Here is a 14,405-nt window from a genome sequence, read left to right as displayed (position 1 = left end):
TTATGGCATGCGGGCTTTTTGTTTTACGGCAGGCCCTTAGATAGGGCGGCTGCCGTACTTGCTGTCCGGCTTTTTGGGCGGATCGGAGACCACATTCGGCTCGACTTCCTGCACCTTGCCACCCCGAGAGAGGAACTCTTCCATGGCGCGGGCCAGAGCGTCGCGCTCTTTCTGCTTGGCTTCGATGCTCGGTAGCTCTTCTACATCGACGGCGGCTTTGGCTTTTTTGCTTTTGCTGGCTGGTACGACTTCGTCGTCACCGTCGCCATCGTCGCTGCTGTCACCATCATCGGCGGCAGCCAGCTCCTCGCCTTCGTCTTCGTCAGCGCCTTCTAATTCGTCGTGTTCCAGATCTTCGTCGCTCATGTTCCAACCTCATGACTTGCGAAAAGCAGAGTAGTTATAGCCCAGCTGCGTCAGCTTTCTAACGTCGCTGATAAAAATTCCAGTGGCCTTGCCTTGGGCTGAGCGCTGCGCATCGACGAACTGCGCTCAACGGCGCGCATTCTAGGGTCTGTTGCCGCTCCATCACAACCGCGCAGATGCGGAAAAACCACAACCTTTAATGGGCATTTAGAAAAAACAAAGGGCGCCCTCAGGCGCCCTTGTTGAAACCAGCCGAAATCAACGTTTGGTGAATTCCGGATAGGCCTCCATACCGCACTCGGCGATGTCCACGCCTTCGTATTCCTCTTCCTCGGTAACGCGCAGGCCGATCACCAGTTTGATGATGGACCAGACGATCAGACTGGCCACGAAGACCCAGGCGAAGATCGAACCGATACCCAGCAGCTGTGCGCCGAGAGTAGCGTCGCTATTGGTCAGGCAGACAGCCAGCAGGCCCCAGATACCGACCACACCGTGAACGGAGATGGCGCCGACTGGGTCGTCGAGCTTGAGCTTGTCCAGACCAAGGATCGAGAACACCACCAGCACGCCACCCACGCCACCGATCAGGGTTGCTTGCAGGGCAGTCGGAGTCAGCGGCTCGGCAGTGATGGCCACCAGGCCAGCCAGGGCACCATTGAGGGCCATGGTCAGGTCGGCCTTGCCGAACAGGATGCGTGCCACGATCAGCGCAGCGATCAAGCCACCGGCAGCCGCCATGTTGGTGTTAACAAACACGTTGGCCACGGCGTTGGCGTCTTCGATGGTGCTCATCTTCAGCTGCGAGCCACCGTTGAAGCCGAACCAGCCCATCCACAGGATAAAGGTACCCAGCGCTGCCATCGGCAGGTTGGCACCCGGAATGGCGTTGACCTGGCCATTCGGGCCGTACTTGCCTTTACGTGCGCCCAGCAGCAGCACGCCAGCCAGAGCAGCAGTTGCGCCAGCCATGTGCACTACACCGGAACCGGCGAAGTCGAGGAAGCCAGCTTCGTTGAGGAAGCCCGAACCCCATTTCCAGAAGCCCTGTACCGGGTAGATGAAACCGGTCATGACCACGGCGAACGCCAGGAAGGCAAACAGCTTCATGCGCTCAGCCACGGCACCGGAAACGATCGACATGCAGGTCGCGGCGAACACCACCTGGAAGAAGAAGTCCGAACGCGCCGAGTAGTAAGGTGCATCGTCGCCGCCGGCCAGAACCGACTCAACGCTGTGCTCGTCACCGAGCAGAAAGCCGAAGCTTGGCAGGATGCCGCCTTCCGGACTGGAGTACATGATGTGGTAGCCGATCACCAGGTACATGATGCTCGCCACTGCGTACAGGGCGATGTTCTTGGTGAGAATTTCAGTGGTGTTCTTGGCTCGCACCAGACCGGACTCGAGCATGGCAAAACCCGCTGCCATCCACATTACCAGGGCGCCGCAAACCAAAAAGTAGAAGGTATCAAAACCGTACTGCAGTGCAGTCAATGCTGTGTTGTCCATGGTTCACCTCTTGCCGTTGCGCTTTTTAGCGCTATTCGGTTAAGACGTCCGGGGTTGGCTCCGGACGCGCTCCGTGTGCTTACAGGTTGTAGCCGCGCTCGTTATGCAGGGCGAGATCGAGACCGATGGTCTCTTCCTCTTCGCTGACACGCAGGCCCATTACTAGGTCGATCACTTTCAGAATCACGAAGGTCACCACCGCGGTGTACACCACTGTGAAGGCCACCCCCTCGAACTGGATCCACAACTGCGCCGGAATGTTCTCCACCTCGCCGAAGCCACCCAAGGCCGGTGCGGCGAACGCCCCGGTGAGAATGGCGCCGACGATGCCGCCCACGGCGTGTACGCCGAACACGTCGAGGGAATCGTCATAACCCAACTTGCGTTTCAGGCTGGTGGCGCAGAAGAAGCAGATCGCCCCACTGGCCAGACCAATCGCCAGAGCGCCCATCGGCCCCGCTGTACCGGATGCCGGGGTGATTGCCACCAGACCCGCCACAGCACCCGAGGCAATGCCCAGAACGCTTGGTTTGCGGTGCGTGATCCACTCGGCGAACATCCAGCTCAGCGCCGCTGTGGCGGTGGCAATCTGAGTGACCAGCATGGCCATACCGGCGCTGCCGTTGGCTGCCAGCGCAGAACCTGCGTTGAAGCCGAACCAGCCGACCCAGAGCATGCTTGCGCCGATCAGGGTGTAACCGAGGTTGTGCGGCGGCATCGCCGTAGTAGGAAAGCCCTTGCGCTTGCCCAGCACCAGACAGGCCACCAGACCAGCGATACCGGCGTTGATGTGCACCACGGTGCCGCCCGCGAAGTCGAGCACGCCCCAGTCCCACATCAGCGCGCCGTCGCCGCCCCAGACCATGTGCGCGATGGGCGCATAGACCAGGGTGAACCACACCGCCATGAAGATCAGCATGGCCGAGAACTTCATGCGCTCGGCAAAGGCACCGACGATCAGCGCCGGGGTGATGATGGCAAAGGTCATCTGGAAGGTGATGAAGACACTCTCCGGAACGCCAGCCACCAGGCTGTCCAGGGTCAAACCAGAAAGGAAGGCTTTGGAGAAACCGCCGACGAAGGAGTTGAGGTTGAGTACCCCCTGCTCCATGCCAGTTGTGTCAAAGGCCAGGCTATAGCCATAGACAACCCAAAGAATGCTGATCAACCCGGTAACTGCAAAACACTGCATCAACACCGACAGCACGTTCTTGGAACGCACCATGCCGGCGTAGAACAGCGCCAGACCGGGGATGGTCATAAACAGCACCAGTACAGTGGCGACCAACATCCAAGCGGTGTCGCCGCTGTTCAGGCTTGCCTCTTCGGCCATGGCAAAGCCAGGAACGAGAGACAAAAGGGCTCCTAGCCCTGCGATTTTTCGCAGAGTCATGGTTTAACTCCTGGGGCGTGGGGTTCGTTCGGAGGCTTAAACTGCGTCGGTGCCGGTTTCGCCGGTACGGATGCGGATCGCCTGTTCCAGGTTTACAACGAAAATCTTGCCGTCACCGATCTTGCCGGTGTTAGCAGCCTTGGTGATGGCCTCGATCACGCGATCGAGTTGATCGTCAGCGATGGCCACGTCGATTTTCACTTTTGGCAAGAAATCGACCACGTATTCAGCGCCGCGGTACAGCTCGGTATGGCCCTTCTGGCGACCAAAGCCTTTGACTTCAGTGACAGTGATGCCCTGCACGCCGATCTCCGACAGTGACTCACGGACGTCGTCCAGCTTGAACGGCTTGATGATGGCAGTGACTAGCTTCATGTAACTCTCTCCCGTGTATGGTGGACTTGCCCCAGGAATTACGAACCCGGCCCAAGTCTAAGCGCAGTGCCTGGCTTTTGTAATGCATCGCAGCCCTGACCCAGCGGCACCGATGCTCACCAACCGCTCCCGACGAAACACTTCCCCGCTTCGCCTGACGCACCGGAACTGCATCGGTGCATGCGTCGCAAGAGACAAAGCAGAAAGCTTGCCAGAACAGGCAAAACCGATTTATTTCATGCAGTTACCCGGCAAACGGGCGGTTTAGCCCGGTACTAGCCAACCGCCAGCGCACAACAACGGTGCAATGGCCCTCCAGGCAGCGCGCGAAAACTGTGCAGGCAGCGCCAACCCTGCGCCGGCCACACCGGCAAGGCGGATAAAGCTGCGTGCTACACTGCCGCCATCTGCAAACGGAACCTCACCATGCTGCCACCTAAAGCCCTGCTAGACGCCCTGACCACCCACGCCTCGCGCCTGTTCAACGGTGACGCACCCTTGCCGCGCGGTGAATTCGAAGCCCAGTTCAAGGTGCTGCTGCAAAGCGCCTTCAGCAAACTCGACTTGGTCAGCCGCGACGAATTCGACAGCCAGATGGTCGTACTCGCTCGCACCCGCGCGCGCCTGGAAGCACTAGAAGCTAAAGTGGCCGAGATGGAAGCACGCGGCGCAGACGCCCCAACTACCAGCGAGTAACGCCCACCGCGGATGCATCAGCCGATCAAGGAGTGATCGATGTCCCTGGCCATAGTCCACAGCCGCGCCCAGGTGGGTGTTGAAGCCCCCGCCGTCACCGTCGAAGCCCACCTGGCCAACGGCCTACCCTCGCTGGCGCTGGTTGGCTTGCCGGAAACCGCGGTCAAGGAAAGCAAGGACCGCGTACGCAGCGCCATCCTCAACTGCGCCTTCGAGTTTCCACCTAGACGCATTACTTTGAACCTGGCACCGGCAGACTTACCCAAGGACGGCGGACGCTTCGACCTGGCGATTGCCCTCGGCATTCTCGCCGCCAGCGGCCAGGTGCCAGCCCGCGCACTGGAACACCTCGAATGCCTGGGCGAACTGGCGCTGTCCGGGGCGATTCGCCCAGTACAGGGCGTGTTACCGGCAGCACTGGCCGCCCGCGCCGCCGGACGCACCTTAGTGGTGCCCAAGGCCAATGCCGAAGAAGCCAGCCTGGCGTCGGGGCTGACGGTGATTGCCGTCGAGCACCTGCTGGAAGTCGCCGCCCACCTCAATGGCCAGACGCCGATTGCGCCGTATCAGGCCCAAGGTCTGCTGCGCCAGATCCTGCCCTACCCCGACCTAGCCGAAGTGCAGGGACAGATCGCCGCCAAACGCGCCCTGCTGGTAGCAGCGGCCGGCTCGCACAATCTCTTATTCACAGGGCCACCCGGCACCGGCAAAACCCTGCTGGCCAGCCGTTTGCCCGGCCTGCTGCCAGCGCTGGATGAACAGGAAGCGCTGGAAGTGGCGGCGATTCATTCTGTCGCCAGCCACACACCGCTCAGTGCCTGGCCGCAAAGACCCTTTAGAACACCTCATCACAGTGCATCCGGCCCGGCGCTGGTCGGTGGCGGCAGCCGCCCACAACCTGGCGAAATTACCTTGGCGCATCACGGCGTACTTTTTTTGGACGAGCTGCCTGAATTCGACAGAAAAGTGCTAGAAGTTTTACGTGAGCCTTTGGAAAGCGGGCAAATCGTGATTGCCCGCGCCCGCGACAAGGTGCGCTTTCCCGCGCGTTTTCAGCTGGTGGCGGCGATGAACCCCTGCCCCTGCGGACATCTGGGCGATCCTTCCGGGCGCTGCCGCTGCAGCAGCGAGCAGATCCAGCGCTACCGGGGCAAACTTTCCGGCCCGCTGCTCGACCGCATCGACCTGCACCTCAGCGTGCCACGGGAAACCACCCGGCTTGACGCCAACGCCGAACCCGGCCCAAGCAGCGCCGAGCTGGCCGCCCAGGTGGTGCAAGCGCGCCAGCAGCAATTGGCGCGCCAGGGTTGCGCCAATGCCCACCTGGACCTCAATGGCGTGCAGCAACATTGCCGCCTGCAAGGCGAAGACCGCCAGTGGCTGGAAAATGCCTGCGAACGCTTAGGCCTGAGCCTGCGCGCGGCACATCGGGTACTAAAGGTGGCGCGCACCCTGGCCGACCTGGACAGTGCCGCACATATCAGCCGCAGCCACCTGGGTGAAGCCTTGCAGTACCGCCCCAGCATCAGCGGCGCCTGAATCGCGCCCATAAAGAAGCCCCGCATGCGGGGCTTCTTTATATAAAGCCAGGGCGCTTACTGATCGCGCTGCGCTGCACGTTCACGGCATGCGTCGCCAAATGCCTTGAAGATTTTCACCGAATGCGGGTTCTGCGCCGCCTGCCACTCGGGGTGCCATTGCACCGCCAGGGTGAACTGCTCGGCGCCCGGCAGGTGAATCGCCTCGACCAGACCATCTTCGGCGTGAGCCAGGGCTTCGATCCCCTCGCCCAGTTGATCAACGGCCTGACCGTGCAGCGAGTTGACCGGGAAATCCGCATGCCCCATCAGCTCGGCAAACCAGCTGCCCGGCAGCGCACGCACGCTGTGGCTGTCGGCATACTGCACAGCTACCGGCGCGCTGGTGTCTTCGCGGTGGTCATTCATGCCCGCTACTTCGTAAACCTTCTGGTGGATAGTGCCGCCCAGGGCCACGTTGATTTCCTGCATGCCGCGGCAGATGCCAAACAGCGGTAGGCCACGGGCCAGGGCGCCGCGAATCAGTGGGATATCAAACAGATCGCGGTCCTGATCCTGGCCCTTGCTCGGGGTCAGGTTTTCCTGGCCGTAGAGGGCCGGATCGATGTTGCTGCCGGCACCGGTCAGGTACACGCCGTCGACCATCGACAGGTACTGCTCGATGTCATCGACGCCGCAGCAGCTGGGCGCCAGCAGCGGCACACAGCCCGACAGTTCGACCAGGGGGGTTATGTATTTGTGGGTCATGACTTGATAGGCATGTCCTTTGCGCTCTTGAGCACCCATGGACATCAGGACAACCGGTTTACGCGCGCCTGGGCGCTGTTTCGTATTGTTGTTGGACATACATCACCTTGGGGCAGCCGGGATTGGCTGCCGTTGTTGTGCAGAAGGGCTGACGGTTGTCGCGCGCCTTCTGTTTTACGGCTGATTGCGCCTGTCTCGATGCCCGCCGCAGCGGCAGCAGATGCGCGAGAAACGCTCATCTGGCAGTCACAACCCTGAAGCCAGTCTGCCAAAGCCGTAAAATATGTCAAACAAATACGCGCATATTGTTAAGAAATCAGACCGCAAGCAGCAGGCGACTCAGCTAACCAATCAAAGTAAACCACTGTTTTAAAAGCATAAATCTGATAAAGCCGGCAAACGATAGTCCAATATTTTTTACGCCTTATGCGACGACTTGCTAGCGCGCTCGATTTCCCACCCGCTCGACCACGGGCAGCTGCATCGCCGCCACATCCGCCACCAGATAATCACGCAAGCGGCGAAAACGCTCCTGGCCTCGGCGCGCCTTGGGCCAGACCAGGTAGTAGCTGCAACCACTGGGCACCGCACTGGGCCAGGGCAAGCCGAGCCGGCCTTGCGCGACATCCTCGGCGACCATCACCAGGTCGCCGATCGACACGCCATAGCCACGCGCCGCCGCCACCATGCCCAGCTCCAGGGTGTCGAACACCTGGCCGCCCTTGAGCGGCACCTGATCCGCCAGCCCCATGGCCTGCAGCCACTGCCGCCAGTCGCGGCGGTCCGGGGTGGGATGCAACAGCTCGGCGGCCTGCAGACGCGGCAGATCCCAGGACTGCTCGCTCAAGGCCTCAGGCGCGCAGACTGGAATCAGCCACTCGGCGAACAGCTCGGTGCTCTCCCATTCCTCCGGGAAGTCGCCCTGACTGAGCAGCACCGCGCAGTCGAAGGGTTCATGGAGAAAGTCCACCTTGTCCACATCCATCCAGGCGCTGGTCAGCTGCACTTCGCTGGCACTGCTCAGGCGATAGCGCGATAGGCGCGCCAGCAACCAACGCATGGTTAGGGTCGACGGGGCTTTCAGGCGCAGCACCGTGTCGTCGACACGCAGGGTGTTGCAGGCCCGCTCCAGCGCCTCGAAACCATCGCGCAGCCCCGGCAGCAGCATGCGCGCGGTTTCGGTCAGCTGCAGGCTGCGGCCCCGACGCTCAAACAGACGGCAAGCGAAGTGTTCTTCCAGGGTACGCACATGCCGGCTGACTGCACTCTGGGTAATCGCCAGTTCTTCGGCGGCGCGGGTAAAGGAGCTGTGCCGCGCCGCCGCCTCGAAGGCGCGCAGGGCATAGAGCGGCGGCAAACGCTGGCTCATGCTTGCCATCCATGAGTAATAGTCATGCCTGTCATCGCTATTATCCTTTTGTGCTACTGCGGCCAGCTTATGAGAATAGGCGCATTCTCTGCCTGCGCGGATCACCCGGGCAAGCCTTCTAACTGAGTAGAACTCATCATGCTGCATCCGCTTCGTGGCGAACTGCGCGCCATCCTGAAACTCGCCGGGCCGCTGATTGCTGCGCAACTGGCACATGTGCTGATGGTGTTTACCGACACGGTAATGATGGGCCTGCTCGGCCCCGCAACCCTGGCGGCCGGCGGCCTGGGCGCGGCCAGTTATTCCTTTGTCTCAATCTTCTGCGTGGGGGTGATTGCCTCGGTCGGCAATCTGGTGGCGATCCGTCACGGCGCGCAGGACGCCGCCGGGGTTACCCGGCTGACGCAGAACGGCCTGTGGCTCGGTTGGGGCCTGGCGCTGCTGGCAGGCCTGGCGCTGTGGAATCTGGCCCCGGCACTGCTGTACTTCGGCCAGAAGCCGGAGAACGTAAGCGGCGGCATGCAGTTTCTCTCAACGCTGGTGTTTGCCCTGCCCGGATACATGAGTTTTATGGCGCTGCGCGGCTTTACCAGCGCCATCGGCCGTCCTGGCCCGGTGATGGCCATCAGCATTGGCGGGGCACTGGCCAACTTCGTGCTCAACTATGCGCTGATCAAGGGCTGGTTCGGCCTACCGCCACTGGGCCTGGCCGGGATCGGCCTGGTGACGGCCGTGGTGATGAATGTCATGGCACTGCTGCTGGCCTGGCATGTGCTGCACCACAGCGCCTACAGCCCTTACCCACTGTGGCGCGGGTTGTTGCGGCCGCTGTGGCCCGAACTGAAAGAGCTGTTGCGCCTGGGCCTGCCGATTGGCGGCACCTATGCGGTGGAGTCGGGGCTGTTTGCCTTTGCTGCGCTGTGCATGGGCGCACTGGGCAGCAGCCAGCTGGCGGCGCACCAGATCGCGATCATGTCGGTGTACGTGGCCTTTATGGTGCCGGTGGGGATTTCCTACGCGGTGACCTTCCGCATCGGTCAGCATTTCGGCGCCGGCCGCCTGCTGCAGGCGCGCCAGGCCGGCCGTCTGGGCCTGGGTCTGGGTGCGCTGTGCATGCTGGGATTCGCCTGCCTGTTCTGGCTGGCGCCGCACTGGGTGGTCGGGCTGTTCCTCGATCACACGGACAGCGCCTATAGCGAGGTAGTGAGCCTGGCCGTGGCGCTGCTGGCGATTGCCGCCTGGTTCGAGTTTTTCGATGGCATCCAGACCATCGCCATGGGTGCGATTCGCGGCCTCAAGGACGCCAAGACCACCTTTTGGGTCGGCCTAGGCTGCTATTGGGCCGTTGGCGCGCCACTGGCCTGGGCTCTAGCCTTCCCGCTGGGCTGGGGCGCAGAAGGCGTTTGGTGGGGATTAGCCGGCGGCCTGGCCTGTGCCGCCATCGGCCTGACCCTGGGGTTTGAGTGGAAAACTGCGCGCCTGCTGCAGCCGACGGGCGCAGCCTTCACGTCACCCGCTAGGCGCCTGGTTTCTTGAAGCGATAGAACAGATTCGGCTCGCTGACCAGATAGAGCACACCCTGGTTATCCATGGCGATGCCCTCGCCCTGGGGCACGCTGCGGGTCAGACCATTGCGCCCGGCCAGCAGCGACAGGCTGCTGATCGGCTTGCCCTCGACGTTCAGCTCCAGGACCAGACGCGACTCATCGGACAGCGCCAGCAGGTGGCCACTGCGCTCATCGAACTGCAAGCTGGATAGATCGCGGACAAACAACCCGGCATCGCGCTGCTGATCATCCACCACGTGCACGGCGAAGGGGCGCTGCGGATCACGCTGGGGGAAGCCGTGAATCTCGTAGATGCGTATCGGGTCGCGCTCCTTGGCGACAAACAGACGCTGGCCGACCGAGTCGTAGGCCAACCCCTCAAAGCCTTTGTTGCCATTCAGACCGATACCCAGCGAGAACTGCTGCGCCTGATCGGCATGTAACTCGGTGGTTGCGTCATCGACCCGCACCTTGATCAGCCGCTGCTGACGCTCATCGCTGATCACATACAGGCCCTGGCTGATGTACTCGACCGCCTCGGCATCGCCAAAGCCATGCAGATCGATACGCCGCAGCAGCTCACCATCTAGTGACAGCTCGATCAGCTGCGCCTTCTGGTTGGTCACAGTAAACAGGCTGTTGCGGTCCGGGTCGTAGGTCAGCGCCGAAACATCATCATTGAGCCCTTCAATCACCTTGGCTTCGATATCCACCTGATAGCCCGACAGCAGTATGTCGCGCTCCGCTGACGGGCCTTTGCCCGCCTGCTGCACATTGAACCAGGCGCGCTCAAACAGGCGGTATTCCTGGGCGAACAAGCCAAGCAGCAGCAACGCCAGCACAACCAGGCTGAGCAACAGACGCTTCAGGGTGAAATGATCTCGCATGGCGCTTCACTCTCAACAATCACGGGTGACACAACGGCGTCAGCCCGAAGCAGGGCTTCGGGCTGACGGGGGGTAAAAGGTGGTGCGGCTTACTTGACCAGCTCCAGGTACTCGACATCGATTTCGCGGCTGGTCAGGTCACGATCAACTTCGCCGCTGATCTTGACCACGGCCGTTTCTGAAATAGCTTGGGCAGGCCAATGCTCATCGTCGATCTCGACATTGATGGTGCCGCTGGCGTCCTTGAATTCATAGAGCTCATCCTGCAGGCGCTTGACGATCTGCCCTTGCAGTACCACCGGGGTGTCATCGGCGGCATCCAGCGCCGCTGCCACCGTGGTGACCTGAGTGGTGGCGCCAGGGCCGGTGTAACCGGTGGCCAGCGCGGCAGTGGAGAACAGTGGAACCAGCAGCAGAGCCAAGGTGAAACGCTTCATGGGGTAACCCTCTAATCAGTTAAGTGATGGGGCCAGACTAGAGGGCGTAGCTGAAGCCAGGCTTAATCCGCACTTAAGCCACGCTTAATCCGCATCAGCGGGCTGTTCAGCAACTGGTTCCTTGCGCAGGACGTAAAACAGATTGGGCTCACTGACGATATAGATATTGCCAGCGCCATCCATGGTTACCCCTTCGGCCTGGCCGATGCCCTGGCGCAGGCCATTCATGCCGCGCGCCAGACTGATAAAGCTGACCGGTTCACCCTGCTCGTCCACTTCCAGCAGCAACCGCGACTCATCCGACAGCACCAGGGCATGGCCGGTGCGAGCGTCGTAACTCAGTGAGGAAATATCGCGCAGAAACAGATGCCCGGAACTCAACGGTTCAAGGGTTCCGACCGCGCCGTCTTCACCCGGAAACGGCAGGCTGAACAGGCCCAGCGGGCCACGCTCCTTACCCAGCAGCACACGCTCGTTGCGCGAGTCCCAGGCGATGCCCTCGAAACCCTTGTTGCCGGCATCGGCAAAACCCAGATCGAAGGACGCCAGCTCGGCAAACTCCAGGCGGCGGGTCAGGGCGCCCAGCTTGAAGGTGGTCAAGGTGCGCTTGCGCTCATCGATAATCGCCAGGCGACCGTCGGACAGCATCTCCACCCCCTCGGGGTTGGAAAAGCCATGCAGATCGATGCGCCGCATCACCTGACCATCCAGGGTCAGCTCGATCAGCTGCGGGTATTTGCCGGTTACGGTAAACAGGGTGTCGCTCTCGGCGCTGTAGGTCAGCCCGGACACCTCATCACCCTCCAGGCCCTGCAGCGGCTTGCCCTGCAGCACGGCCTTATAGCCTGGCAACCAGATGCTCGCCTGCTGCTCGGCAGCCCCCACCTGTTGCTGTTGAAACCAGAAGGACAGGCGGTCATCCCAGTGACGGTAACTCATCACCAGCAGGCCAATCACGAGCAGGAACAGCAGGACAATTAGCCAGCGCAGACGCACCAGCCGAGCAATCCAGATCGACATCGCACACAACTCAGCAGAACGATGGCTATCAGACTAGAGCGCAACGCTTAAGTTTCTGTTAAACCGCCAGGCCAGCGGGCACCTCCAAGTGCCCTTCTACAAAGGTGGCGACTCAGGCGCTACGGTTAGAGCGCACGACTCTCGAAGCGGCTATGACCAACCAGCTCCAGCACCAGCTCATCGCCCTTGTGCAGCGGGCCGACGCCCACTGGCGTGCCGGTGAGGATCACATCACCCGGCTGCAAGCTGAAATGGCCGCAGATGTGCTGAATCATCGGCAGAATCGGGTTGAGCATGTCGCGGCTGTTGCCGTCCTGACGCACCTCACCGTTGATCGCCAGGCGGATGCCGATGTCGGTCAGGTCCTCAACGGCATCACCGGGCACGAACGGCGCCAGCACGCAGGCACCGTCGAAGGATTTGGCGGTTTCCCAGGGATAGCCCTTGGCCTTGAGCTGGGCCTGCAGGTCGCGCAGGGTCAGGTCCAACGCTGGGGCAAAGCCAGAAATGGCATCGCGCACTTCCTCGGCATTCGGCGTACGCGACAGCGGCTTGCCGATCAGCACGGCGATTTCCGCCTCGTAATGCACGTCACCCTTACCCTCGACCAGGGTGAAGCCGTCATCCAGCGGCACCACACAGCTGCCCGCCTTGATAAACAGCAACGGCTCGGTCGGCACCGGGTTATTCAGTTCCTTGGCATGCTCGGCGTAATTACGGCCGATACACACCACCTTGCCCATGGGGAAGTGAATATGGGTGCCATCGACATACTGATGCTGGTAGCTCATTCCCGACTCCTTGCGGCTGTCTTTTCGTAGGAGCGGGCCATGCCCGCGATGCTTTAAGGCGGCCGTTTCGCGGGTATGGCCCGTTCCTACACCCGCCCGACGATCATGCCCGCTTTAGGGCCGGTCGTCGTTGCGACCAAAGCACGATTTCGTAGCCTGGATAAGCGCAGCGCAATCCGCGACGCCGCTGCCCCGAATTGCGCCAAGGCTTATCCGGGCTACAGATGATCAAGGTCAATCAAAGCGGAAAGATCTTGCCCGGGTTCATGATGCCGTTCGGGTCAAACACCGCCTTGATCGCCTTCATATAGCCAATCTCGGCTTCCGAGCGGCTGTAGGTCAGGTAATCGCGCTTGGTCATGCCCACGCCGTGTTCAGCGCTGATCGAGCCGTTGTACTTCTGCACGGTCTCGAACACCCACTTGTTGACGGTGGCGCACTTGGCGAAGAACTCGTCCTTGGACAGGTTCTCCGGTTTCAAGATATTCAGGTGCAGGTTGCCGTCGCCGATATGGCCGAACCAGACGATTTCAAAATCCGGGTAGTGCTCACCGACGATGGCGTCGATGTCATGCAAGAAGGCCGGCACCTTGGAGACAGTGACCGAGATGTCGTTCTTGTACGGCGTCCAGTGGCTGATGGTCTCGGAGATGTACTCGCGCAGCTTCCACAGGTTCTGCAGCTGCTGCTCGCTCTGGCTCATCACGCCATCCAGCACCCAGCCCTGCTCGACGCAATGCTCGAAGGTGGCCAGGGCTGCTTCGGCGACTTCCTCGGTGGTGGCTTCAAATTCCAGCAGCGCATAGAACGGGCAATCGGTTTCAAAGGCTGCCGGCACGTCGCCACGGGCCATGATCTTGGCCAGGGCCTTGTCCGAGAAGAACTCGAACGCGGTTAAATCGAGCTTGTTCTGGAAGGCGTGCAGCACCGGCATGATCGAGTCGAAGTCCGGAGTGCCGAGGACCATCGCGGTGAGGTTCTTCGGCGCACGATCCAGGCGCATGGTGGCCTCGACAACAAAACCGAGGGTGCCCTCGGCGCCGATAAACAGCTGACGCATGTCGTAGCCGGTGGCGTTCTTGATCAGATCTTTGTTCAGTTCCAGCAGCTCGCCAGTGCCGGTGACGACCTTGAGGCCGGCGACCCAGTTGCGGGTCATGCCATAGCGAATCACCTTGATGCCGCCGGCATTGGTGCCGATGTTGCCGCCAATCTGGCTGGAACCGGCCGAAGCGAAATCCACCGGGTAGTACAGGCCTTTGTCCTCGGCGAACATCTGCAGCTGCTTGGTCACCACGCCTGGCTGGCACACGGCGGTGCGGTCAAATTCGTTGAAGTCGAGAATCTGGTTCATATAGTCGAAGGCCACGACCACTTCGCCATTGGCCGCCACGGCGCCGGCAGACAGGCCGGTACGACCACCGGACGGCACCAGCGCGACCTTGTGCTGATTGGCCCAGCGGACGATGGCCTGCACCTGCTCGATGCTTTTGGGGAAGGCAATCGCCAGCGGTGCTGGGGCGAAGTGCTTGGTCCAGTCCTTGCCGTAGGTATTGAGGGAATCGGCATCGGTGAGCACCTTGCCGGGCTCAACCAGGGTCTTCAGCTCTTCGATCAGCGCAGGGTTGGTCATCTACGGAACTCTCAAACGATTCATGGTCACCCTGAGCACGCTTCATCTGCCAGGGTAGGTGTTTCGCGGGGCTCGTATGCTAGCATACGCCCCCCGT

Annotated in this window: 14 protein-coding genes; 3 read left to right on the top strand and 11 right to left on the bottom strand. The window is 61.4% G+C overall.

The genetic code is table 11. From position 1 onward, the window contains the following. Positions 1 to 36 precede the first annotated feature (36 nt). The 4 genes from sutA to glnK form a co-directional block, all read right to left on the bottom strand. On the bottom strand, positions 37 to 366 hold the full coding sequence (gene sutA, locus Q8M42_RS09895; RefSeq protein ID WP_090254597.1) for a transcriptional regulator SutA: 330 nt from the start codon (positions 364 to 366) through the stop codon (positions 37 to 39). Between the two features lie 258 nt (positions 367 to 624). After that, positions 625 to 1,875, bottom strand: coding sequence for an ammonium transporter (locus Q8M42_RS09890; RefSeq protein ID WP_304863481.1), 1,251 nt, complete (start codon positions 1,873 to 1,875; stop codon positions 625 to 627). A gap of 79 nt (positions 1,876 to 1,954) precedes the next feature. Next, entirely contained in the window at positions 1,955 to 3,268 is a 1,314-nt protein-coding gene (locus tag Q8M42_RS09885) for an ammonium transporter (RefSeq protein ID WP_304863484.1), read from the bottom strand. Positions 3,269 to 3,304: 36 nt separating this feature from the next. Continuing rightward, positions 3,305 to 3,643, bottom strand: coding sequence for a P-II family nitrogen regulator (gene glnK / locus Q8M42_RS09880; protein WP_021700071.1), 339 nt, complete (start codon positions 3,641 to 3,643; stop codon positions 3,305 to 3,307). 426 nt (positions 3,644 to 4,069) lie between these two features. Between glnK and Q8M42_RS09875 the strand changes: the two genes are divergently transcribed. Beyond that, positions 4,070 to 4,339, top strand: a complete 270-nt coding sequence (locus tag Q8M42_RS09875; protein WP_304863503.1) for an accessory factor UbiK family protein — start codon at positions 4,070 to 4,072, stop codon at positions 4,337 to 4,339. A gap of 39 nt (positions 4,340 to 4,378) precedes the next feature. Then, positions 4,379 to 5,878 (top strand): YifB family Mg chelatase-like AAA ATPase, encoded by a 1,500-nt coding sequence (locus tag Q8M42_RS09870; protein WP_304863505.1) that lies wholly within the window; start codon positions 4,379 to 4,381, stop codon positions 5,876 to 5,878. Positions 5,879 to 5,934: 56 nt separating this feature from the next. Here the strand turns inward: Q8M42_RS09870 and Q8M42_RS09865 are convergent, their stop codons facing one another. Beyond that, the gene (locus tag Q8M42_RS09865) at positions 5,935 to 6,723 is read right to left on the bottom strand and encodes a gamma-glutamyl-gamma-aminobutyrate hydrolase family protein (protein WP_304863507.1); all 789 of its coding nucleotides are present in this window, start codon (positions 6,721 to 6,723) and stop codon (positions 5,935 to 5,937) included. A gap of 340 nt (positions 6,724 to 7,063) precedes the next feature. After that, positions 7,064 to 7,993 carry a LysR substrate-binding domain-containing protein gene (locus tag Q8M42_RS09860; RefSeq protein WP_304863510.1) on the bottom strand — a complete coding sequence of 310 codons (930 nt, stop codon included), beginning with the start codon at positions 7,991 to 7,993 and terminating at the stop codon, positions 7,064 to 7,066. A gap of 138 nt (positions 7,994 to 8,131) precedes the next feature. On the opposite strand from Q8M42_RS09860, the gene Q8M42_RS09855 reads away from it, so the two are divergent. Then, positions 8,132 to 9,529 carry a NorM family multidrug efflux MATE transporter gene (locus Q8M42_RS09855; RefSeq protein WP_304863512.1) on the top strand — a complete coding sequence of 466 codons (1,398 nt, stop codon included), beginning with the start codon at positions 8,132 to 8,134 and terminating at the stop codon, positions 9,527 to 9,529. On the opposite strand, the gene Q8M42_RS09850 is transcribed toward Q8M42_RS09855, so the two are convergent. The 5 genes from Q8M42_RS09850 to Q8M42_RS09830 all read right to left on the bottom strand — a co-directional run bounded on the left by Q8M42_RS09850 (position 9,510) and on the right by Q8M42_RS09830 (position 14,308). Beyond that, entirely contained in the window at positions 9,510 to 10,427 is a 918-nt protein-coding gene (locus tag Q8M42_RS09850) for an SdiA-regulated domain-containing protein (RefSeq protein WP_304863513.1), read from the bottom strand. The two genes, Q8M42_RS09855 and Q8M42_RS09850, sit on opposite strands and share 20 nt — an antisense overlap. A gap of 89 nt (positions 10,428 to 10,516) precedes the next feature. After that, a complete protein-coding gene (locus Q8M42_RS09845) occupies positions 10,517 to 10,864 on the bottom strand; it encodes a YgiW/YdeI family stress tolerance OB fold protein (protein ID WP_304863515.1) in 348 nt (115 codons plus the stop codon). Between the two features lie 84 nt (positions 10,865 to 10,948). Next, positions 10,949 to 11,884, bottom strand: coding sequence for an SdiA-regulated domain-containing protein (locus Q8M42_RS09840; protein ID WP_304863518.1), 936 nt, complete (start codon positions 11,882 to 11,884; stop codon positions 10,949 to 10,951). Between the two features lie 125 nt (positions 11,885 to 12,009). Beyond that, complete coding sequence (locus Q8M42_RS09835) at positions 12,010 to 12,675, bottom strand: fumarylacetoacetate hydrolase family protein (RefSeq protein ID WP_304863520.1); 666 nt, start codon at positions 12,673 to 12,675, stop codon at positions 12,010 to 12,012. 238 nt (positions 12,676 to 12,913) lie between these two features. After that, entirely contained in the window at positions 12,914 to 14,308 is a 1,395-nt protein-coding gene (locus Q8M42_RS09830) for an FAD-binding oxidoreductase (RefSeq protein WP_304863522.1), read from the bottom strand. Positions 14,309 to 14,405: the final 97 nt, after the last annotated feature.

The organism is Pseudomonas sp. (genome assembly GCF_030684895.1).
GTDB lineage: Bacteria > Pseudomonadota > Gammaproteobacteria > Pseudomonadales > Pseudomonadaceae > Aquipseudomonas.
This window is presented reverse-complemented; position numbering and strand designations above follow the sequence as displayed.